General features: G+C 71.5%; 7 protein-coding genes. 1 reads left to right on the top strand and 6 read right to left on the bottom strand.

Features of this window, described 5'->3' with window-relative positions:
* Positions 1–20: 20 nt before the first annotated feature.
* From DL990_RS05285 to DL990_RS05260, 6 genes are all read right to left on the bottom strand, one after another.
* Entirely contained in the window at positions 21–1,661 is a 1,641-nt protein-coding gene (locus DL990_RS05285; protein ID WP_233599034.1) for a class I adenylate-forming enzyme family protein, read from the bottom strand.
* A gap of 43 nt (positions 1,662–1,704) precedes the next feature.
* On the bottom strand, positions 1,705–3,285 hold the full coding sequence (locus DL990_RS05280; protein WP_158632586.1) for a class I adenylate-forming enzyme family protein: 1,581 nt from the start codon (positions 3,283–3,285) through the stop codon (positions 1,705–1,707).
* A 573-nt stretch (positions 3,286–3,858) separates the two neighbouring features.
* Positions 3,859–5,394 carry a fatty acid--CoA ligase family protein gene (locus tag DL990_RS05275; protein WP_158632585.1) on the bottom strand — a complete coding sequence of 512 codons (1,536 nt, stop codon included), beginning with the start codon at positions 5,392–5,394 and terminating at the stop codon, positions 3,859–3,861.
* 197 nt (positions 5,395–5,591) lie between these two features.
* Complete coding sequence (locus DL990_RS05270) at positions 5,592–6,593, bottom strand: acetamidase/formamidase family protein (protein WP_125798057.1); 1,002 nt, start codon at positions 6,591–6,593, stop codon at positions 5,592–5,594.
* A 484-nt stretch (positions 6,594–7,077) separates the two neighbouring features.
* Positions 7,078–7,305, bottom strand: a complete 228-nt coding sequence (gene infA / locus DL990_RS05265; RefSeq protein ID WP_125787323.1) for a translation initiation factor IF-1 — start codon at positions 7,303–7,305, stop codon at positions 7,078–7,080.
* Positions 7,293–7,925, bottom strand: coding sequence for a GNAT family N-acetyltransferase (locus DL990_RS05260; RefSeq protein ID WP_199746223.1), 633 nt, complete (start codon positions 7,923–7,925; stop codon positions 7,293–7,295). The genes infA and DL990_RS05260 overlap by 13 nt, the downstream gene beginning before the upstream one ends.
* A gap of 368 nt (positions 7,926–8,293) precedes the next feature.
* On the opposite strand from DL990_RS05260, the gene DL990_RS05255 reads away from it, so the two are divergent.
* On the top strand, positions 8,294–24,157 hold the full coding sequence (locus DL990_RS05255; protein WP_233620398.1) for a type I polyketide synthase: 15,864 nt from the start codon (positions 8,294–8,296) through the stop codon (positions 24,155–24,157).
* Positions 24,158–24,363: the final 206 nt, after the last annotated feature.

Genomic DNA, 24,363 nt, shown 5'->3' with positions numbered 1-24,363 from the left:
CCCCTGTTCTGGACCGGCTTTCACCGGGTCGCGTCGGATCCCTCGTTCGCGGCCAGCACCCGAAGCGCTTGCCGGTCCACCTTTCCCGCGGCGCTCAGCGGCAGGGCGGCCAGCAGCACCAGCCGTTCCGGGAACTTCCGTGGCTCCATCCCGGCCGCGGCGAGGTGCGCGGTGACCTCGGCGAGGCTCAGCTCGGCCGAAGTGGCGACGCAGGCGCAGACGCGCTCGCCGTACAGCGGATCCGCCACCGCCACGCAGGCGACGTCACGGACCGCCGGATGCGTGATCAGCACCGACTCGACCTCCGCCGGGCTGATGTTGAGGCCGCCGCGGATGACGACGTCCTTGCGGCGGCCGACGATCCGAAGCCTGCCGCGGTCGTCGATCAGCCCGAGATCTCCGGTACGGGTCCAGCCGTCCGCGGTGCGCAGCGTGCTGTCCAGCTCGGCGGAATTGAGGTAACTCATCGGCGACATCGGGCCGCGGGCGACGACCTCGCCGGTGGCTCCGGCCGCCAGCTCGGCTCCGTCCTGGCCGAAGACGCGGATGTCCGCGACGGCGGGGTCGGGACGGCCGACCGTACCGTCGTAACGGCCGAGACCGCTGTTGCACGAAACTCCGTCGGCCGACCCGTACAGCGAGACGACCGTGCACCCCAAAAGCTCCTCGGCGCGCCGCGCGGTGTCCAGGTCGAGCGCGGACCCACCGAGCACGGCGGCCTGCAGAGAGCTGAGGTCGGCGTCCGGGAGCCCAGGGCAGTCCAGCAGCATCCGCAGCATCGTCGGCACACCCAGCAGGTGAGTGGGCCGGGTGTCGGCGATGGTCCGCAGCGTCGCGGCGGCGTCGAAGGCAGGCCTCAGCACGAGGGTCCCGCCGAGGGTCGCGAGGGTGACCGGCGTCCCGCTGGAGCCGAAAGCCGACGCCAGCGGGACGAGGAAGAGGTTGCGCATCGAGGCCGGGGTTCCCCGGTGCAGACCGGCCATCATCACCCCACGCCCGCCGGCCAGCGCGTTGTGCGAATACAGGACCATCTTCGGTTCCGCCTCGGACCCGGAGGTGACCAGGATCCGCGCCGGTCCGTCGGGATCGATCTCCCTCGGCGCGAACTCGTCCGAAGTGGCGGCGAACAGGGCTTCGATCGGCACACAGCCCGGCGTCCCGGTGACACCGTCCCCGGCGACGACGACGGCACGCAGCATCGGCAGGGCGTCGGCGTGTTTCCGGATGCGCTCGGCGCAGGGATAGCCGCGGTGATCGGCGACGGTGATCACCACGACCGCCTCGGAGCGGCGCAACAGGCTCACCGCGTCGCGGTCGCCACGGCCGAGCGGGAACGGCAGCACGATGGCGCCTACCGCGGCGACGGCGAGGTCGACAGCACAGGCGAGACGGTCGTTGGGCAGCTGGACCGCCACTACGTCGCCCGGGCCTACGCCGAGCTGCGCCAGCCCCGCGGCCAGTCGCCGGGCGGTCCGGTCCAGTTCGCCGTAGCTGACCGTCCCCTCGGCGTCCAGCACGGCGGGCGCCTGAGGCGCGCGCCGGACGTGCCCACGGAACAGGGAATACAGGTCCTGGTCCGGATAGTGGCCCGCGGCGGCCCATGACCGGCGCAGGTCGGCGGGAACATGGTCGGTGTAACGGATGATGGAGGTGCGGTTCACGAGACCCTCCCTGGTCTGCGCCTGACGGAGATGCATACGGTCCCTAGACCCGGGAGACGGGCCGGGTCAGCGCCGCGCGGCCATCGGCCCGCAGCTGGACCCGATCGGGTTTGCCCCAGCCGGTCTTCGGCAGTGATCGGCGAATCTCGATCAGACTGGGGACGTGGTTGTCGGACAGTGCCTCGGCGACCTGGCGGCGCAGCTCCTCGGCGTCCACCGTCGCACCGGGCTCCGGCACGACGGCGGCGTAGATGCGCTCCACCCGATCGGCGTCTTCGACCCCGCACACCGCGGTCTGGGACACGCCGGGAAGCCGGCCGAGCACCTTCTCCACCGCCTCGGGATGGATGTGGACGCCGTTGATCTTCATCAAGTCCGCGAGGCGGCCGCTCAGGTGCAGGTAACCGTCGGCGTCGAAGTGCCCGAGGTCGCCGGTGCGGACCCAGCCGTCGCGGACGAGCGCCGCGGTCAGCTCCGGATCGTGCCAATACCCTGCCGCCGGCCAGCTCGGAATCGCGCAGACCTCGCCGACCTCACCGGCGGCCAGCGCCTCGCCGGTCTCCGGGTGCCGGACGCTCAGCCCCCCGGGGTTCACCGGTCTGCCGACCGTCCCGCGGGCGCCGAAGTCGCCGTGCTCGTCGGAGGCGAGCATGGTGAGCACGCCGGTCTCGGTCGTGCCGTACACCTGGATCAGCACCGGACCGAAGATCTCCTGGACCTCGCGCAGCCGCTGCGGCTCGGGACGTCCCGAGTAGAACACCTCGGTCAAACTGGACAGGTCGGTGCCGGGCCGGTCCGGATGTTCGGCGAGCGCGTACATCTGCGGAGTGCCGAGAAAAAGCCGGCTGATCCGGTACTCGGCGACGGCGCGCAGCACGGCCCCCGCCTCGAAGCCCGGCTGCAGCACGACCATGCCACCGCTGACGAGCGTGTCGTCCGCGGCGAACACGTCGGAATGGATGAGCGGTGTGGTGATCAGGAGGTTCGTCCGGCCGTCGGCGCTCGCGCCTGCCATGGGTGGCAGGCAGGGGGCCGCCGAGACCATGGCGTTCCTGACCCCGAAGGTCCAGCAGACGCCGTTCCGGCCGCTCGGGAGCCTGACCTGGGTGATCACCGCGAGGTCGTCGTCCGCGAGGTCCGCGGCCGGGCCCGCGCCGTCGCCGGAACCGGCGGTCAAATCCACGGTGTCCGGCCGCCCCGTGCCCAGCACGGCGAGAATCGGCCGATCGCTCGCGTCCGCCAGCAGGCCACGTGCCCGTTCCTCGTTGGCCGCGTCGACCGCCAGCATCCGTACACCGGCATCCGTGCCGAGGGCGCGCCGCAGCTCCGTGCGCAACTCGTCGTCGGGTCCGTCCGGGCGCACCCAGCGCAGATGCGCGGCGGTCGCCCCCGCCAGATTGACCGCCCATTGCAGGATCATCGTGGCGGCGGTGTTCGTCTCGGTCAGGACGCAGACGACGTCACCACGGGTGATGCCCTGCCCGCCCATCACGGCCGCGGCCCGGCGGGTGGCATCGGCCAGCTCACCGGTGGTGAGGAGGGCGTCACCGCTGACCATCGCGGCGCGATCCGGCTCGGCATCGAAATGGGTCAGCAACTGCTGGACGTAATGCACATTCGTCATACTCATTACCCGGTTTCGCCCTCCTGTCCGGGAAAAACGATGACCAGCGATCGAAAGAAGATGAATCGCAGGCTAATCGGCGGATGACCCGATCCCATCCCTCACCTTGACTGCACCCGCCGTTTCCCGGAAAGGCCGACACCGGTCGACCCGGGTAATACTCGGGGAAATGCCTGTACCGTCCACAAAGGAAACTCCTCGTGGCTGCTCGCCCCTTTGTTCGAGAGGTAAGGCAAAGGTGGCATGGTCGTGGACTTGGCCGAAGGGGTCGCGGGGGTCGTGAGTGGTAAGTGTCGTTAGGGCGGACCGGTATTTGCCTACCTACGCTGGACCAGGCCGAGAGGGTTGACGATGTAGGAATTGGGACGTTGAGTGTCCCGATTCCTACATCGTCACGACGTCGTGCCGGCCCCGGATCTTGATCAACGGAGGATGGGACGTTCAACGTCCCCAATCCTCCACGCCCGGCCCCTGCCGTAACACCGGCACCAGTGGGTAGGCAAATACCGGTCCGCCAGAACGACACTTACCACTCACGACACTAACCGCGGACTCGGCTTGTGAAACGTGCCCCTAGACCCGGGAGACGGGCCGGACCAGTGCCGCGCGGGCATCGGCCCGCAGCCGGGCACGGTCGGGTTTGCCAGGACCGGTCACCGGCAGTTCCCGGCAGATCTCGATCAGGCTGGGGACGTGGTTGTCGGACAGTGCCTCGGCGACCTGGCGGCGCAGCTCCTCGGCGTCCACCGCCGCACCGGGCTTGGGCACCACGGCGGCGTAGATCTGCTCCACCCGATCGGCGTCTTCCACCCCGCACACCGCGACCTGGGAAACGCCGGGAACCTGGCTGAGCACCTTTTCGACGGCCTCGGGATGGATTCGGAGTCCCTTGACCTTCATCATGTCCGCGAGGCGGCCGCTCAGGTGCAGGTAACCGTCGGCGTCGAAGTGCCCGAGGTCGCCGGTGCGGACCCAGCCGTCACGGGAGAGCGCCGCGGTCAGCTTCGGCTCGCGCCAGTAACCGGCCATCGGCCAGCGCGGAAGCGCGCAGATCTCGCCGACCTCACCGGCGGCCAGCGCCTCACCGGTCTCCGGGTGCCGGACGCTCAGCGCCTCGGGATTCACCGGCTTGCCGACGGTGCCGCACTTGCGCAGGTCGTCGTGGTCGTGCGGGAAGAGCATGGTGAGCACGCCGGTTTCGGTCGTGCCGTACACCTGGATCAGCACCGGACCGAAGATCTCGTGCGCCTCGCGCAGTCGTAGCGGTGCCCCGTGGCTGCCGGTGTAGATCAGCTCGGTCAGGCTGGACAGGTCGGTACCGGGCCGGTCCGGATGCTCGGCGAGCGCGTACACCTGCGGAGTGCCGATGATGAGCCGGCCGATCCGGTGTTTCGCGACCGCGCGCAGGACGGCTCCCGCGTCGAAACCGGGATGCAGCACGACCATGCCACCGGTGATGAGGGCGTCGTCCGCGCCGAACCCGCTGGAATGGGTGAGCGGTGCGGTGATCAGGAGGTTCGTCCTGCCGCTGCGGCCGACGGCCGACGTGGCCATCTCGTTCTTGACCCCGAAGGTCCAGCAAACACCCTTCGGCAGGCCGCTCGACCCGCTGGTCTGGGTGATCACCGCGAGGTCGCCGTCGACGATGTCCGCGGCCGGGCCCGCGCCGTCGCCGGAACCGGCGGTCAAATCCACGGTGTCCGGCCGCCCCGCGCCCAGCACGGCGAGAATCGGCCGATCGCTCGCGTCCGCCAGCAGGCCACGTGCCCGTTCCTCGTTGGCCGCGTCGACCGCCAGCATCTTCGCCCTGACATCCGCGACGACGGCGCGCTGCAGCTCCATGCGCAACTCGTCGTCGGGCACGACCGCGTTCATCCCGCGCACATGCGCCGCGGTCGCGCCCATCAGGTTGGCCGCCCACCGCAGGATCAGCGTGGCGGCGGTGTTCGGCTCGGTCAGGATGCCGACGACGTCGCCGCGCTCGACGCCATGGTGCCGCATCGTGGCCGCGGCCCGCCGGGTGGCATCGGCCAATTCCCCGGCGGTGAGGAGGGCGTCACCGCTGACCATCGCGGCGCGATCCGGCTCGGCATCGAAATGGGTCAGCAACTGCTGAACATAATGCACATGTGTAGTACTCATTACCCGGTTTCGCCTTCCTGTCCGGGAAAACCGATGACCACTGGACGAGCGCGACAAGGCGCAGGCTAATCGGCGAGTGCCACGGTCCCCATCCCTCACCTTGACTGCACGGGTGACCGCGAACGGGACGGCCGCTGACGTTTCACCGAGGAGACGAATACGCGTCAGGCCGCGGGACGCAGCCAACGGTCGACCCGGGCACGCAGATCGGCCGGGAAGATGTCCTTGCGCAGCAAGGCGTGCACCCCCTTGGGCGGCAAGGGAACGTCGACGTGGTGTGGCTCGGTCTGGTCCGCGTACTGGGTGACCCGGAAACTCGCCGCCATGCTGCACAGGGCGTGGGCTTCGGCACGGGTGACGCCCGACGCCGCGCTGAACCAGCTGATCAGGCCGCGCAGGCAGTCGACCAGTGCGGCCTCCAGGCTATCGGCCAGCCCGATGCCGACCCAGTAGGTGTCGGTCTCGGCGAGCGGCCGGGTCAGGCCCACCTGCTTGTGGAGGTCGTACCGCATCCGCAAGCGCTCGGCCGTGGACTTGAGGGCGGTCTGGTCGACGAGCCCGTCGCCCTGCAGGGCGTGAATGTCGCCCAGCCAGATCCGGGCCCCCGGCTTGGCGACGGGGAGGAACAGCGAGGAACCCACGGTGAGTTCGGGAAGGGCCAGGTTGCCGCCGTGGTCGCCGCCGATGAGCGCGCTCGTCTCCTCGTCGCCCGGCGGTTCGACCGCGATGATGCCGGCGAACGGGTCGAGTGGCAGCGAAATCCCGTGTACGTAGTCGGCCCGGGTGCGGGTCTCGTCGAACCGGAAGTCGTGGAAGTACGGCTCGTCGAAGTCGTACGGCAGCGCGCCTGCCCTGGTGGGGAAGGCGTTGGCGCCCCAGTCGCTCAGCCGCAGTTCGGTCAGACGGCACTCGACGACGTCGCCTGGTTCGGCACCGGCCACCTCGACCGGACCGACGATCTGGAACGGGCAGCCAGGGTGCTCCTTGCGCAGCCGCGCACGGTCGGCCGAGGACATGCCGTACCGCAACCGGTTCTGCCAGTTCGTCCAGGTGTCAGGGTAGAGAACCTCGTCACCGGGATCGATCTTGGCGGCGGGCGCCGCGCCGGGATCGAGGAATCCCGGCCGGACAGTGTCCATTGTGGACTCTACTGTGTGCGTCGTCACGGATGCAACGCTAGGCAGCCGAGGACAGGCCGGGCAAGGAAGTCCTGGCGTCGCCGGGAAAGACTGTCAACCTGACTGGTGCCGCGCGACACGACCGTGGACAGGCCGACGCGGGCCCGGACTGGGCCGTCAGGTCTCGCCATTCCGTCCACAAGGGACAGTTGGCCTTGTCCGGCGGCCGTGTCGCGAAAGCCACTTTCGGGACATCAGGCGTGACTGAAGGCGGATCTCGCGTGATTGGACGCGGAACTCGCGTGATTGGACGCGGAACTCGCGTGATTGGACGCGGAACTCGCCTAAGGCCACACGACGACCAAGGGGATCTCAGAGCGCGCGCCGCGAGTAGTGGGTAAGCAAATGCGGTGTCCCTCAAGGAGGCCTTCACGGACTTCAGGGCCGGACGGCCACCGCGGGCCTGCGCGTCAAGGGCCCCTTCACCGCGCTAGACGCGATGAAGGGGCCCTTGACGTAGTTCAGGCGGGCGTTACTGCATCCGGTGCCGGAAGGTGATCCGGCCACGGGTCAGGTCATAGGGGCTCAGCTCCACCGTCACCGTGTCCTGCGGCAAGATCTTGATGTAGTGCTTGCGCAGCTTTCCACTGATATGGGCGAGTACCTTGTGCCCGTTCTCGAGCTCCACGGTGAACTTGGCGTCTTTGAGGCACTCGACGATGGTGCCGACGACTTCGATACCCCGGTTTACTTTCGACACATCAACTCCAGGGTGTTACTGGCACGGCGAGCGCCGATACCTTCCAACAACAGGATTGCCGCGGTGTCGTTTTCGTCGACGTCGACCGACGTCAGAGCGAACCCGCGAGCGTGCACAGCGTTCAGCGCCTGAACCAGCAGCGCGCGGCCGATGCCACGGCGCCGCTGCTCGGCACGGACAGTGATGGAGACGATCCGCGCGATCCGCGGTGTCCCGTCGTCCCGCATCAGCGTTACAAAGGAGATCGCGCCGACCTCGGCGCCGTCGACTTCGGCGCGGAACACGCCATCCCCGCCGACGAGGGTCACTCCGGCCGGGGGCTGCGCGGTTGTCTGCGCGTCGCTGGACGACAGCACGTATTCCCGCTCGCGTCGGTGTTCGACGAAACCCGCCCGCTGCCAGTTCGAGATCGTTTCCGAGTCGCCGTCGTCGACGAGCGTGTACAGCGGTGACGGCAGCTCCGCCAGCATGGCGGCGGCCAGCCGGTCGAAAACCGCGTCATCCCATGCGTCGATGCTGATGTACAGCCGCCGATCCACTTTGCGCGCAGTGTCACCGCGACCGACGACGGTATCGTCTTCGACGGCGTGCCACTGATCTGTTGCGACCCTCGTGATCACGGGGTCCGGGATGCGATGCTTAACGTTAATCGCTGTCGCCTTTCAGGAGTGCCATTGCGGGGCGCTCCTGTGACATCTAAGTCAGTCACCTGCCGTGACAGGGAGAGAGCACCCACTTCGTCGTACCAACGTTCACGGGACTCACCTCCTCGACTGTCTGTCACGGCCAAGACAAGACACTACCAGACCGGGTGTCGTGCGCCACCGCCTGGATGCCTTCCGTGGACAGCGGACGCGCGGCGGTGAGGCGTCTACCAGGCTGAGGGATCCCAGGTCAGCACCGCCGCTTTTAGCCTCCGAATGCGGGCCGAAGGGCTTCGTCCATCCACTGCCCGATGGGTCCGCTCTACGAGAGGACGTGTGATCCCGTGCGCGCCGAACTGATCAAAGCCCTCCCCCTGGTGTTGCGGGGACACGCGGACAGCTTCGGCGAGAAGGTCGCCTTCCAGGACGACAAGCGGGCGGTCACCTACGGCGATCTGGAGGCGCGGACCCGGCGGCTGGCCGGACATCTGGCCGTCCTCGGTGTACGGCGCGGCGACCGGGTGATGATCTGCCTGCGCAACAGCGTGGAGATGCTCGAGAGCTACCTCGCCATCCTTCGTGCGGGCGCGATCGGGGTACCGGTCAACCCCGCGTCCACCGACCCCGAACTGGACTATCTCCTGCTCGACAGCGAGGCGGTCGCCGTCATCACCGACCCCGTGCACGCGGCGGGCTTCCTGCGCTCGCCGTCCCTTGCCCCCGGCGCACGGCTGCTGGTGACCGGCGAGGTACCCGCGCACTCGTCCGTCCACGCCTACCAAGAACTCGCGAAGACCGAGCCCGCGGAACCCGCCGGTGACGATCTCGGCCTGGACGAAGTGGCTTGGATGTTCTACACCTCCGGGACCACCGGAGAACCGAAGGGAGTGCTGTCCAGCCAACGCAATTGCCTGTACTCGGTGGCGGCGAGCTACGTGCCGATCCCCGGGCTGTCGGCGGACGATCGCGTGCTGTGGCCGCTGCCCTTGTTCCACAGCCTTTCCCATATCGCGTGCGTGCTGGCGGTGACCGTGGTCGGTGCGACCGCCCGGATCATGGACAGCCCTTCCGGGGACGAGTTCCTGGAAGCCGCCTGGGAAACCGAGGCCACTTTCGTGGCGGGGGTGCCGACCACCTATCACTACCTTCTCGAGGCACGGCGGCAGCGCGGGATCACCCTCCCGGCGCTGCGGATCGGGCTGGTGGGGGGCGCGGTCGCCGGTGCCGAACTGTGCCGGTCGTTCCGCGAGGGTTTCGGGGCGCCGCTGGTCGACGCGTACGGCAGTACCGAGACGTGTGGGGCGATCACGATGAACCCGCCGGGAGGAGTCCCCGTCGACGGGTCGTGCGGGCTTCCGGTGCCCGGGGTGGATGTCCGGATCGTCGACCCGGAGACCGGCCGCGACGTGCCGGACGACGTCGAGGGCGAGGTGTGGGTACGCGGCCCGAACGTGACGTCCGGCTACCACAACAAACCGGAGGTGACGGCGGCCGCGTTCCGAGACGGCTGGTACCGCACGGGTGACCTCGCCAGCCGGGACGCCGCCGGGTACTTCACCATCCGCGGCCGGATCAGCGACCTGATCGTCAGGGGCGGAGAGAACGTCCATCCGGAGGAGATCGAGGCGGTTCTTCGCGGCGCTCCGGGGATCGCCGACGTCGGCGTGGCCGGACGGCCGCACGAGGTGCTGGGCGAGGTGCCCGTCGCCTACGTGGTCGCGGATCCGCCGGGTGTCGAGATCGGCGCCGTGCTCGAACGGTGCCGCCGGGAGCTGTCCGCGTTCAAGGTTCCCGAAGAGGTCTACGAGGTGGCCGCCGTCCCGCGGACCGCTTCGGGGAAGATCCAGCGCCGCCGGTTGGCCGGTCGGCCCGCCGCGCTGCGGTACACCGCGAGCGGGTCGCACGACGGAGTCCTGCGCCTGGAGTGGGTGCCCGCGCCGTCACCCGGCACCGCCGGCCCCGCGCCGTCGACGTGGGCGTTCGTGGGCCCGGCCGCCGCCGGGGGTCCGTTCTCCTCCGGTCACGCCGAGCTGGCCGCGGCAGGCGCCGCCGAGATGACGGTGTTGCTCGCGCCCGGCACCGTGGGCACCTGGGATGAGCGCCGCGCCGCGACCCGGCGACTGGTCGAAGAGGTGACGACGTGGGCCGCCCGGGCGGGATCGGGGAGGCTGGTCCTGCTGACCCGGCGGGCGGTGGCGGTGTCGGCGCTGGACGAACCCGCCGATCCGGCTCAGGCCATGCTGGCGACCGCGATCGACCGAGTTCTGGGGAGCCGGGCGATCCTGGTCGACCTGGACGGCGAAGCGCCGATCGACGCCGTGCCGTACGCGGTCCTGCGTGATGAACCGCGCTGCGCGCTGCGCTCCGGCGAGCTTCTGGTGGCCCGGCTGACCCGCCAGGCGGTGGCGGACCGTTCGACGCGGGATTCGTGGCCGGGCTCCGACGGCGTCGTGGTGCTGACGGGTGCCGACACCGTGCGCGGCGCGGCGGTGGCGCGGCATCTGGCCGCCGTGGTCCCGGACGAGCGGCTGCTGCTGCTCTCCGGCGCCACCGGGTGGGAGCCGTCGATCGCGGCAGGCCCGGCCGCCGCGGTGATCCTCGCCGACGGTGACCCGGAGCTGGCCAGGAAGCTGAGCGCCGCCACGGACTCCACCCGGACTTCGTTCCTCGCGATCGTCGACTCGGACGAGGTCACCGAGGCGGCGGACCCCGGCCGGGCGGTCTCGGCGGCCATGGTGGCCGCCGTCGTCCACGATCGTCGCCGTCGCGGGCTGGCGGGCTCGGTACTGACCTGGACCGAACCGGCCACGGACACCCCGGGGTCATCCTGGTTGCGTGACGGGCTGTTCGCGGTCGACACACTCCTTGCCACCACGGACCCGGCGCCGCTGTTCGCCCTGCGTGCGCACCGGCCGGAGCCGGGGACCGCCGTGCCCGCACTCCTGCGTGATCTCTTCCCGGAGCCGCTCGTCCGGGACGGACTCGGCGACTCGACGCCCGCCATCCGGGAGGAACTGGCCCGCCTGGACCGGCACGCGCAACGCGCGCTGCTCCAGGTCATGGTCCAGGCCGAATCCGCGGCGACGCTCGACCGGTCCGGCGAGGTCGGCGTCCCGGTGGACCGGGCGTTCCGGGATCTCGGGTTCAGCTCGGTCGCGCTCGTCGAACTGCGTACGCGGCTGATGGCCCGGACCGGTCTGAAGCTGCCGACCGGAGCGGTGTTCGACCATCCGACGCCGCGGGCGCTGGCCGCGTTCCTGCACGCCGAACTGGTCGGTGACACCGCCGGGGCCCCGGCCGAGACCGCCGTCGGCACCTCGCCGGGGACCGACGAGCCGATCGTGATCGTCGGGATGGCCTGCCGGCTGCCGGGCGGGATCACCGGGCCGGACGAGCTGTGGCGTCTGGTCAGCGAGGGCCGGGAAGCGTCCGGGCCCTTCCCCGCCGACCGAGGCTGGGACCTGGAGCGACTCTTCGACGCCGACCCCGACCGGCCAGGGACCTCGTACGTCGACCGGGGCGGGTTCCTCGAGGGCGCGGCCGAGTTCGACGCCGGCTTCTTCGGGATCTCCCCGCGCGAGGCGGTCGCCATGGACCCACAGCAGCGGGTGCTGCTGGAGACCGCTTGGGAGGCGCTGGAGCACGCCGGCATCGACGCGTCGTCGTTGCGGGACACCGATGCCGGTGTCTTCGCAGGCCTGATGGAGCAGGGCTACGGCGCCGCCGGCCCGGTACCGGACGAGCTCGAAGCCTTCCAGACGACCGGCACCGCGGGCAGCGTCGCGTCAGGCCGGATTTCCTATCTGCTCGGCTTGCGGGGACCGGCGATCACCGTGGACACGGCATGCTCGTCCTCACTGGTCGCGCTGCATCTGGCCGCCCACGCGCTGCGTCGCGGCGAGTGCTCGCTGGCCTTGGCCGGTGGGGCCACGGTGATGGCCACCCCGCAGTCCTTCGTCGAGTTCTCCCGGCAGCGCGCACTGGCCGCCGACGGCCGGTGCAAGTCCTATGCCGCGGCCGCCGACGGCACCGCGTGGGCGGAAGGCGCCGGGATGCTGGTGCTGGAACGCCTCGGCGACGCCCGCCGCAACGGGCACCGGATCCTGGCGGTGCTGCGCGGCTCCTCGGTGAACTCCGACGGTGCGTCGAACGGCCTCACCGCACCGAGTGGTGAGGCGCAGCAACGAGTCATCCGGCAGGCGCTGGCGTCGGCGGGCCTCGGTCCGGCGGACGTCGACGCGGTGGAGGGGCACGGGACCGGGACCGTGCTGGGCGACCCGATCGAGGCCGAGGCGTTGCTGGCGGGCTACGGCCGGGGCCGGGACGCCGATCAGCCCCTGTGGCTGGGTTCGCTCAAATCGAACCTCGGCCACACCCAGGCCGCGGCGGGCGTCGCCGGCGTCATCAAAATGGTCGAGGCGCTTCGGCACGGTGTGCTCCCGGCGACACTCAACGTGGACGAGCCGACCTCGCGCGTCGACTGGTCGGCCGGTGCGGTCGCGCTGCTGACGGAAAGCAGGCCATGGCCGCACCGTGATCGTCCGCGCCGGGCGGGAATCTCCAGCTTCGGCCTGAGCGGAACGAACGCCCACGTGATCCTGGAGGAAGCACCCCGGCAGCCTGCCGTCCGGCAGGACGCGACGGTGCCGTCGCCGTCGATCGTGCCGCTGATCTTGTCGGCCCGGGCGACGCCGGCGCTCAACCGGCTGGCGGACCGGCTGGTCTCGCTCATCGAGACCGCCGACGAGTCGTCGTGGATCGACGTCGCCGTGGCACTGGCGGCTCGGCGAACGACCATGGACGAACGCGCGGTCGTGCTGGCGGCCTCACGGGAAGAGGCGCTGGCCGGCCTTCGCGCACTGGCCAGTGACGAGGCCAGTCCCCTCGTCGTGCGTGACAGCGCCACTTCCGGTGCCTCGTCCGGCGTCGTGCTGATCTTTCCCGGCCAGGGCGCGCAGTGGACCGGGATGGGGCGCGAGCTGCTCGACACCTCCCCCGCGTTCGCGGAGGTCGTCCAGGACTGCGCCCGGCTGCTGACCGAATGGGCGGACTGGTCGCTGATCGACGTGCTGCGAGGCGAGGCCGATCAGGAACTGAGGGATCGCGTCGACGTCGTCCAGGTGGCGAGCTTCGCGACGATGGCCGGGCTCGCCGCGCTGTGGGCGTCGGTGGGCGTCCGGCCCGACGCGGTGGTGGGCCACTCGCAAGGCGAGATCGCCGCGGCCTACGTCGCCGGGGCGCTCTCCCTGCGCGACGCGATGCGGGTCGTCGTGGTCCGGAGCCAGCTGATCGCGGAGACCCTGTCCGGCCGGGGAGGCATGGCATCGGTACGTCTCGACGCGTCCGAGGCGACCGCTCGGCTGGCGAAAGGGGACGGCCGGGTACAGGTCGCCGCGGTGAACGGTCCGTCCTCGGTGGTGCTCTCCGGTGCCCCGGAGGCGCTGACCGAGGTGGTGCGCGAGCTGGCCGAGTCCGGTGTCGACGTACGGCGGGTGGCGGTCGACTACGCGTCGCACAGCGACCAGGTCGAGGCCGTCCGGGAGCGGCTGGCGGTGGCGCTGGCCGATCTGTCGCCGGTCGAGCCGGCGGTGGCCTTCCACTCGACCGTGACCGGGGGCCGGGCCGACGGCGCGCTGGACGGCGGCTACTGGTACCGCAACCTGCGGCAACAGGTCCGTTTCGGGCCGACGATCGACCGCCTGCTGGAGCAGGGTTTCGGCGCGTTCATCGAGGTCAGTCCGCACCCGGTACTCGTTCAGCCGGTCACTGAGGCCGTACACGATGCGCGTTCGGAAGCGGTCGTCGCCGGTTCGTTGCGCCGGGACGACGGCGGGCTCGGACGCTTGGCGCGATCGATGGCTGAGCTGTTCGTCCGCGGCCTCCCGGTGGACTGGCGCGGCTTGCTCGCCGCCGAAGACGTCCGGGCCACCTGGATCGACCTGCCGACCTATCCGTTCGAACGACAGCGTTTCTGGCGGCGGCCGGTGTCGACCGCCGACGCGCCGGGCATGGGTTTGGACGACGCCGGGCATCCGCTGCTCGGCGCGCTCGTCCGGCTGCCCGATTCCGGTGGCCTGATCGCGACCGGGCGATGGTCCGCGTCGACCCTGTCGTGGTCGGCGGGCGACGCGGTACCCGAGGCGGCCCTCGTCGAGCTGGCGCTCTGGGCGGGCGACCTGGTCGGCGCCCCGGTCGTCGAGGAATTGACCGTCGACCGCGCCGTCGTGCCGCCACCCCACGGCGGCCTGAACGTACGGATCGTCGTGGGGCGGCCGGACGCCGCCCACCGGCGGTCGCTGACGGTCCACTCCGGTCCGTCCGGGGCGAGCGCCCCCGAAGAGTGGACACCGCACGCCACCGCCACCGTGGCACCGGCGGCCCGATCCGCCGCCGAGGCCACCGGTACCCCCGCGGTGGAGGTCGCTCTCGACGACGCCGAGCGACCGGACGCGCACCGCTACGGAATCCACCCGGCACTGCTCGACGCGGCCGTCCGGTCCGTGCTCGCGGCCGGTCAGCGGCCGAAGACCTGGCGAGGCGTCCGGCTGCTGGCCGCCGGGGCCGACACCGTCGGCGTCCGGTCCACGCCCGCCGGGGACCGGACGGCCTTCCGCGTCGAACTGGCCGATCCGGCCGGGCGGCCGGTGCTGGCGGTGGCGGAACTGGTTCCCGGACAGCGCGCGTCCACCGCGGCCCTGTTCCGCCTGGACTGGGTCGACCACCCGACGCCACAGGACACTTCGGCGCCCGGCCTCGCCGACGCGACGCTGCTGATCCACGAGGCCGACGTCTCGGACGACGATCCGCGCGCCGCGGTCGTCGAGGTGCTCGAACTGATCCAGGCGTTCCTCACCCGGCCGGACGAGGACGACGCCCGGCTGGTGATCGTCACTCCCGACCAGGACGGGATCGCCACCAGTGCCGTCCGTGGACTGGTCCGGTCCGCCCAGTCCGAGCACCCCGGCAAGCTCGTGCTGGTGGCCGCCGACCCCGCGGACCGGGCGACCGCCTCGGTCGTCGCGGCCGTGCACAGCGGTGAACCGCAGCTGAGGCTTCGGGACGGCCGGATCCGAGTGCCCCGGCTGACGCGGCAGCGGGCGGCCGAGCCCTCACCCGCGTCCCGGCCGCTCGATCCCGACGGCACCGTACTGATCACCGGTGGTACCGGAACTCTCGCGGCGGTGACCGCGCGGCACCTCGTCGCCGAGCACGGTGTCCGACGGCTGATCCTGGCAAGCCGCCGCGGCCCCGCCGCCGACGGCGCCGCGGCGCTGCACGACGAACTGACCGGGCTCGGCGCGACCGTCCGGCTGGTGGCCGCCGATGTGGCGGATCGCGAGCAGGTGGCGGCGCTGCTGGCCACGGTCGGCGAGGAGCATCCGCTGACCGCGGTCGTGCACACCGCCGGGGTGCTGGACGACGCGGTGATCACCGAGCTCGACCCGCACCGCGTCGACACCGTGTTCGGGGCGAAGGTGGACGCTGCCCGTCACCTGGACGACCTCACCCGCGACCTCGATCTCGCCGCCTTCGTGCTCTACTCCTCGGCCGCGGGTGTGCTCGGCAACCCGGGACAGGGGAACTACGCCGCCGCCAACGCGGCACTGGACGCCGTGGCGCGGGAACGGCGGAACGCCGGCCTGCCCGCCGTCTCGATCGCCTGGGGTTACTGGGACCGGGCCAGTGGCCTGACCAGCCACCTCGGCGACGCCGACCACCGGCGGAACCGGGACATCGGCATGATCGGCCTGTCCGACCGCGACGGGATGGCGTTGCTCGACCAGTGCCTGCTGGCGGGCGACGGCGCGGCCGTGGTCGCGGCCGGTTTCGACCTGGCCGCGCTCCCGGCGGGCGATGACCCGCGGATGCCGTCCGTGCTGCGCGGCCTGGTACCGGCGAGGCCGCCGGTCGACCGGGGCGGTGCGACCGTGCGGCCCGCTCCGGCGGCGCAGGCCTCCCCGTCCGGCCGGATCGGCGAGCTGCCCGCCGCCGAGCAGCTCGACGCGCTGGTCGACCTGATCCGCCGTCAATCCGCCCTCGTCCTCGGCCATCCGAGCACCGACGCGATCCGGCTCGACCGCACGTTCAAGGATTCGGGCTTCGACTCGCTCACCGCGCTCGAACTGCGCAACCGGCTCGCCACCGCGACCGGACTGGCCCTGTCCCCCGCGATGATCTTCGACTATCCGCGGCCGCGGTCGCTGGCGGCCCATCTGCAGGCCAAGCTCCTCGACAACGCGCAGGCCGGACCGGCCACCGCGGAGCCGAGGGCGACGACCGAGGAGCCGATCGCCATCGTCGCGATGGCCTGCCGGTTCCCCGGCGGCGTACGCAGCCCCGAGGACCTGTGGCGAATCCTCGCCGCGGAGACCGACGCGGTCACCGAATTCCCCACCGACCGCGGCTGGGACACCGACCGGCTTTTCGATCCCGACCCGGACCACCTCGGCACCACCTACGTCCGTCACGGCGCCTTCCTCGACGACCCGGGCGCGTTCGACGCCGGCTTCTTCGGCATCTCGCCGCAAGAGGCGCTGGCGATGGACCCCCAGCAGCGACTGGTCATGGAGACCTCGTGGGAGCTGCTCGAACGCGCGGGTATCGACCCGCACAGCCTGTACGCCCAGGATGTGGGCGTCTTCGTCGGAGTGAACAGTCACGACTGGACCGTGCGCACGCACCACGCGTCCGGCGTCGAGGGTTTCCGGCTGACCGGCGGCTCGGGCAGTGTCCTCTCCGGGCGGGTGGCCTACCACCTCGGCCTGGAAGGCCCGGCGATGACCGTGGACACCGCTTGTTCGTCGTCGCTGGTGACCCTGCACCTGGCCGTGCAGGCCATCCGGAACGGCGAGTGCTCGATGGCGCTGGCCGGCGGCGTGATGGTGATGGGCACCGTGGAGACCTTCGTCGAGTTCTCGCGGCAGCGTGGGCTCGCGCCCGACGGCCGCTGCAAGGCGTTCGCCGACGCGGCCGACGGTACCGGGTGGTCGGAGGGAGTCGGATTCGTTCTCGTCGAGCCGCTGTCCCAGGCCCGCGCGCGGGGCCATCGGGTGCTGGCGCTGGTCCGCGGGACGGCGGTGAACTCCGACGGCGCCTCCAACGGCCTCACCGCGCCGAACGGCCCGTCGCAACAGCGCGTGATCCGCAAGGCGCTCGCCGCGGCCGGACTGCGGGGCGACGAGGTCGACTCCGTCGAGGGGCACGGCACCGGGACCACGCTCGGCGACCCGATCGAGGCGCAGGCGCTGCTGGAAACCTACGGCCAGGACCGGCCCGCCGACCGTCCGCTCTGGCTGGGTTCGGTGAAGTCGAACATCGGCCACACCCAGGCCGCGGCCGGCGTCGCGGGCGTCATCAAGATGGTGCTGGCGATGCGGCACGGCGTCCTGCCGAGGACGCTGCACGTCGACCGGCCGTCGACCCACGTCGACTGGTCGGCGGGCGCGGTGCGGCTGCTCGCCGAACGCCGCGACTGGCCTCGTGCCGGACGGCCGCGCCGGGCAGGCGTGTCGTCGTTCGGCATCGGCGGGACCAACGCGCACGTCATCCTGGAGGAGGCGGGCGACGAGATCGCCGATCAGGACGCCGGTGAGGTGACCGATCGGCCTTCGGCAGACCTCCGCGTACCGGTTCCGGTCTCCGGTCGCACCCCCGCCGCGTTGCGGGCACAGGCCGGCGGCCTGGCGGACTTCATGGCGGCGCGGCCGGAGCTGGAGCCCGCCGACCTCGCGCTCGCGCTGGCCACCGGCCGGGCGCAGCTCGACCGCCGGGCCGTCCTGGTGGTCCGGGACCGGGACGAGCTGGCCGCCGGGCTGCGCGCGCTGGCCGAAGGTTCCGCTCCGGCCATCGGCGGCGCCCCGGCCGACGGCAAGCTGGCCATCCTGTTCACCGGGCAGGGCAGTCAGTGGCCCGGCATGGGCCGGGACCTCGCGGCCTGTTTCCCGGTCTTCGCCGAGGCGTTCACCGACGCCTGCCAAGCCGTCGAGAAGCACTGGACCGGTCATTCCACGGCGCCGCTGTCCGATGTCGTCTTCGACGCCCTCGACGCCGAGGCCGGTCGGCTGATCGACCAGACGATCTACACCCAGGCCGGCCTGTTCGCACTGGAAACCGCGCTGTACCGGCTCTACGAGTCGTGGGGAGTGCGCCCGGACCTGGTGGCGGGCCATTCCATCGGAGAGATCACCGCCGCGCATGTCAGCGGGGTGCTCGACCTGGCGGACGCGGGACGGCTGGTCGCCGCGCGGGCCCGGTTGATGCAGGCACTGCCACCGGGCGGAGCGATGGTCGCCGTCCAGGCGACCGAGGCCGAGGTGACCCCGGAACTGCTGGAGGCACCCGGCGTCATCGACGTCGCGGCGGTCAACAGCGCCCAGTCACTGGTGTTGTCCGGTGACGAGGTGGCCGTGCTGTGGGTGGCGAGCGATCTCGCCAAGTTCGGCCACAAGACCCGGCGGCTGCCGGTGAGTCATGCCTTCCATTCGCGGTTGATGCGGCCCATGCTCGCCGAGTTCCGGAAGGTCGCCGAAGCGCTGACCTACCGGGAGAGCCTGCTGCCCGTCGTTTCCACGGTCACCGGCAGGCTGGACGCCGGACAGCGCTTCGCCACGCCCGACTACTGGGTCGAGCAGGTCCGGGCCACGGTCCGGTTCGGGGACGCGGTCACCTCGATGCGAGATCAGGGCGTGACGACGTTCCTGGAGCTCGGACCCGGGGGCGTGCTCACCACGATGGCGTCCGAGAGCCTCGACACTTCGGCGGTGTCCTGCGTCGCGACGCTGCGCGCGGACGGCGCGGAGGTCGCCGACACGGTCGCGGCCCTCGGCGAACTGCACGTCCGCGGGGTGGCCCTCGACTGGCCCGAGATCATCGGCCGTCCGGCCGGCTCCGCCACGGTTCTGGCCACCGAGCTGCCGACCTACGCGTTCCAGCGCCGGCGGTACTGGCTCGACGAAGCGCCACTCGGCGACGCGGTCCCCGCGGCCCCGGCCGGGCAGGAGGACGCGCGAGGCAGCGTCGCCGACCGGTTGACGACCCGTGACCAGGACGAACGCGAGCGGATCGCGCTCGAGGTGATCCGGGAGTCGGTGGCGGTCGTGCTGGGCTACCAGCAGGCCGATCTCGACACGATGGACGACGACCAGTCGTTCAAGAGCCTGGGTTTCGATTCACTGGGCGGCGTACGGCTGCGTAACCGGCTGCGGGATCTCACGGGCGTCGACCTGCCCGTGACGGCGGTCTTCGACTTCCCGACCCCGAAGGTCCTCGCGGCGCGTCTTGGCGGCGAGGTGGCGGATGAGGTCGCCGAGGTGCCCGATCGCGCTCCGGCACCACCGGCCGCCTCCGACGAGCCCATCGCGATCATCGGCATGGGCGTGCGGCTGCCCGGCGGTGTGGAGAGCCCGGACGACCTGTGGCGGCTGGTCATCGAGCGACGCGACGCGATCTCCGGCTTCCCGGTCGACCGCGGTTGGGACACCGACGGGCTCTACCATCCGGATCCCGCGCACGTCGGGACCACCTACACCCGGTCGGGTGGCTTCCTCGGCGACGCCGCCCAGTTCGACCCCGGGCTGTTCGGGATCTCCCCGCGTGAAGCGCTGGCGATGGACCCGCAGCAACGGCTCCTGCTGGAGGCGTCCTGGGAGGCCATGGAACGGGCAGGCATCGACCCGCTGTCCGCCCGTGGCGAAGAGGTCGGCGTGTTCACCGGGATCGTGCACCACGACTACGCGACCCGGCTGAACCGGATTCCCGAGGAGGTCCGGGGATACGTCATGACCGGCACGTCGCCGAGCGTCGCCTCGGGCCGCATCTCGTACGTCTTCGGCTTCGAGGGACCGGCGGTGACCCTGGACACCGCGTGCTCGTCCTCGCTGGTCGCGATGCACCAGGCCGCACAGGCCCTCCGGCGCGGCGAGTGCACGATGGCGCTGGCAGGCGGGGCCACCGTGATGGCCAGCCCGGAGGCGTTCGTCGAGTTCTCCAGCCAGCGCGGCCTCTCGGCCGACGGCCGGTGCAAGTCGTTCTCGTCCACCGCGGACGGCACCGGCTGGTCGGAGGGCGTCGGCGTCGTGCTCCTGGAGCGGCTCTCGGTGGCCCGGCAGCGTGGCCACCGGGTACTGGCCACGATTCGCGGATCGGCGGTCAACTCCGACGGTGTGTCGAACGGACTGACCGCGCCGAACGGGAAGGCGCAGCAACGGGTCATCCGGCGGGCGCTCGCGTCGGCGGGACTGGAGCCTGCCGACGTCGACGCGGTGGAGGCACACGGGACCGGCACGGTATTGGGCGACCCGATCGAGGCGGCGGCCTTGCTCGCCACGTACGGGGAAGCCCGGGACGCGCGGCGGCCGCTGTGGCTCGGGTCCTTGAAATCGAACATCGGGCACACGCAGGCGGCCGCCGGCGTGGCAGGCGTGATCAAGATGGTCGAAGCGCTGCGGCACGGTGTGCTGCCGCCGACCATCAACGTCGAGGAACCGACCGAACAGGTGGACTGGTCGTCCGGCACCCTCGCGTTGCTGACCGAGCAGCGGGAGTGGCCGCGGACCGGCAGGCCCCGGCGGGCCGGCGTCTCCGCGTTCGGCGCCAGCGGGACCAACGCGCACGTGATCCTCGAACAGGCCCCGGCCGAGGAAGCCACGACCGCACCGCCCGAGGATCCGGACCGGGTGCAGGGACTCGTGACGAACGTCGTGCCGCTGGTGGTGTCCGCCAAGAGCGTCCGGTCACTCGGCGCGCAGGCCACCCGGCTGCGGACGGCTCTGGACGATCCCGCCGAGACCGGCGGACCGGTGCTGCCGTCGATGGCCGACGCCTTGGTGCGCGGCCGGGCGACGCTGCCGGAGCGAGCGGTCGTGCTGGCGAGCTCACGAGACGAGGCGCTGACCGGTCTCGCCGCGCTCGCCCGCGGCGAGGCGGCACCCAACCTGACCACGGGCAGCGTGGCAGGCTCCGGCGCACCCGGCAGGCTGGTCTTCGTCTTTCCCGGCCAGGGTTCGCAATGGGCGGGTATGGGCCGGACGCTGCTGGACGGTTCCGCGGTCTTCCGTGCGCGGATCGACGAGTGCGCGCGGGCGTTGGCACCCTGGGTGGACTGGTCGCTGACCGATGTCCTGCGCGGCGAGGTGGACGAAAAGACCCTCGATCGCGTGGACGTCGTCCAGCCGGCGAGTTTCGCGATGATGGTCGGCCTTGCCGCACTCTGGGAATCGATGGGCGTGCGGCCCGACGCGGTGGTCGGCCATTCCCAGGGGGAGATCGCGGCGGCGTGCGTCGCGGGCGCTCTGTCGCTGGCCGACGCGGCCCGCGTCGTCGCGGTGCGCAGCCAGGCGATCGCGACCACCCTGTCCGGCCGGGGCGGCATGGCGTCGGTGCTGCTCGGCGCGGACGAGGCGAACGAACGGCTGGCCGCCTGGTCCGGGCGGCTCGAGGTGGCCGTGGTGAACAGCCCGTCCTCGGTCGTCATCGCCGGTGACGAGGAGGCGCTGGCCGAGGCTTTGGAGGTCTTGACGCGCGAAGGCGTGCGGACCCGCACGGTGCCGGTGGACTACGCCTCCCACACCCGGCACGTCGAGCGCATCGAGGACGTTCTGGCGAAGGCGTTGAGCGGGATCGGCACCCGGCCTCCGCACCTTCCGTTCTACTCGACGGTGACCGGTGGCTGGGTCGACGACGGCGATTCGCTCGGCGCGGACTACTGGTATCAGAACCTGCGGCGCCCGGTCGGTTTCGGCCCGGCCGTCGCCAGTCTGCAGGCACAGGGCTTCGGAGTGTTCCTGGAAGTCAGCGCGCATCCGGTACTGGCGCAACCGATGACCGACGTCATCGACGATCCGGGCCAGGACGACCGATCCCGCGGCGCCGGACGGCCGATCGTCTCCGGCACGCTGCGCCGGGACGCCGACGGTCCGGCCTCTTTCCTCGCCTCGGCCGCGCGGCTCTTCGCCGGCGGGGTGCCGCTCGACTGGAGCTCGGCACTGCCGGCGCGACGGCTCCCGCACCCGGCCGAGCTACCCACCTACGCCTTCGACCGCAAGCACTTCTGGCTGACCGACGCCGCTCCGGAGAACGACGGCCCGGCGGGCCCGGCGGTGGATTCCGGCTTCTGGTCCGCGGTCGAGGACGCCGATCCCGCGGCACTGGCCGCCATGCTCGAGCTGTCCGCCGACCAGAGTGAGGCCTTGGACGCGGTGCTGCCCGCCATCGCCGGCTGGCGAAGGGCCCGCGACACCTGGTCTGTCTCGGAAAACCTCCGGTACGCGATCGGCTGGGTCCCACCCCAGCGCGAGGCCCTCGGTGTGCCCGCCGGCCGCTGGCTCGTCCTCACCCCCGCGGCCGGGGACGCTTCGCTGCTCGACCAGCTGCGGGCCAACGGCCTCGACGTGCTGCCCTGCGCGGTGGAAACCGGCCTGCCCGGTGCCGAACTCACCCGGCGGCTCGGTGAAGTCCTTGCCGACAACGAGGTAGCCGGGATCCTGTCCCTGCTCGCCCTCCCGGATCCGGCCGAGAACGACCCGCCGGACCCGGTGGCACTCACCACCTCCACCCTGACCCTGATTCAGGCGCTCGCCGCGGCCGGTGCCACGGCACCGCTGTGGTGCCTGACCCAGGGCGCGGTCAGCGTCGATGCCCGCGACGCGGGCGCCGGGGCCGCGCAGGTGGCCCAGGCGGCGGTTTGGGGCCTCGGCCGGGCGGCCGCACTCGAACGCCTGGACCGCTGGGGCGGCTTGATCGATCTTCCCGCCGAACCGGACGGCCGAGCGGTCCGGCATCTGCTCGGCGTGCTGACCGGGGCGTCCGGTGAGGACCAGGTGGCGATTCGACGGTCCGGCGTCCACGTCCGGCGCCTGCGGCGGGCCACCGGTCCGGCCGAGACCGGTGAACGGCGCTGGCGGCCGAGGGGGACGATCCTGGTCACCGGCGGCGCGGAAGGCCTCGGCCGGTACGTCTCGTTGTGGCTGGCGCAGGCCGGCGCCGCGCGATTGGTGGTCACGACCAGCGCGAACGAACCCGGCGGAAGCGTCGGATCACTGCGCGACGAGCTGGCGAAGCTGGACACCGGCACCGTCGTCGAGTCGTGCGCCGACACCGACCGGGACGCGCTCGCCGATCTCGTCCACGCTCCCGGCCCGCCGTTGACCGCGGTCGTCCACGCCGCCGACATGTCCTTGACCAGCCCGATCGACGAGACCACCGGCGTCGAGGTCGCCGAGGTGTTCCTGGCCAAGGTCGACACCGCGGTCCGGCTGAGCGAACTGACGGCGGAATTCCCGCTCGACGCGTTCGTCGTGTTCTCCTCGATCGCCGGTATCTGGGGCGGTGGCGGTCAAGCGGCCGCCGGCGCCGCGAACGCGGTCCTCGACGCGCTGGTACGGCGGCTTCGGGCGGACGGCGTTCCGGCGCAGGCGATCGCCTGGGGTGCGCTGACCGCGGCAGGAGGAGGGATGGACGAGGAGACACTGGCCCAGCTCCGGCGGCGCGGCGTCATCCCGATGACACCCGACACGGCGATGGCCGCACTGGACCGGGCGATCCAGGCGGCAACGGAATCGGTGGTCGTCGCCGACATGGACTGGCGCGCCTTCATCGTGCCGTTCACGTCGGCCCGCACCAGCCCGCTCTTCGACGACCTGCCGGAGGCCGCGGCGGCGATCGAGGCGGCGCAACCCTCCGACGACTCGACGGAAAGCGCGTCGTCGCTCACGACCTCGCTGCGCGCGGCGGGGGAGGCCGAACAGGATCGGATCCTGCTCCAGTTGGTGCGGAGCCAGGCGTCCACGGTCCTCGGGCACAGTGGTGCCGACGGAGTCGGTCCGGCACAGGCGTTCCAGGAAGCGGGTTTCGACTCGCTGGCGGCCGTCAACTTCCGCAACAGCCTGATCGCCGCCACCGGGCTGAGGTTGCCCGCCACCCTGATCTTCGACTGCCCGACGCCACGGGCGGTGGTCGAATACCTGCGCACGGAACTGCTCGGGGCCGAGGACGAGGTGGATGCCCGGGAGGAGGACGTGCGGCGGATCCTCGCCTCCGTGCCGTTCGAGCGGTTCAAGGAGGCCGGTGTCCTCGACGCGTTGCTCGGCCTCGCCGACACCGCGACGAACGGGGCCGAGGACGTCGACTCGGCGCAGGCGGCCGACGACGAGCTGATCGAGGCCATGGACGTCGACAGCTTGATCGAGCGGGCACTCGGCTCCGGCGGCTGATCACCGGAGCGGAGCCGGTGCCGGACACGTCGACGGCACCGGTGCTCGCCTGGGCGCGCGAACGGCTGGACCGGGTGGCGGTCGTGAGTGGCGTGGCGTTTCGCGGCGGAGGTCCGTGAAGGCCTCCTTGAGGGACTCAGGGTCCCTCAAGGAGGCCTTCACGGACTTCTGACGAGGCACTGATGTCACGGCTGCCCCACAGGCAC

The organism is Amycolatopsis sp. WAC 01416, assembly GCF_003947485.1.
Classification (GTDB): domain Bacteria; phylum Actinomycetota; class Actinomycetes; order Mycobacteriales; family Pseudonocardiaceae; genus Amycolatopsis.
The sequence above is the reverse complement of the archived record's forward strand: the minus strand, read 5'-3'. Positions and strand labels throughout refer to the sequence as shown.

Bases quoted from the DNA above. Each gene is read 5' to 3' on its own strand.
- DL990_RS05280 (WP_158632586.1), bottom strand. From the start codon at position 3,285: ATGACGAATGTGCATTACGTCCAGCAGTTGCTGACCCATTTCGATGCC.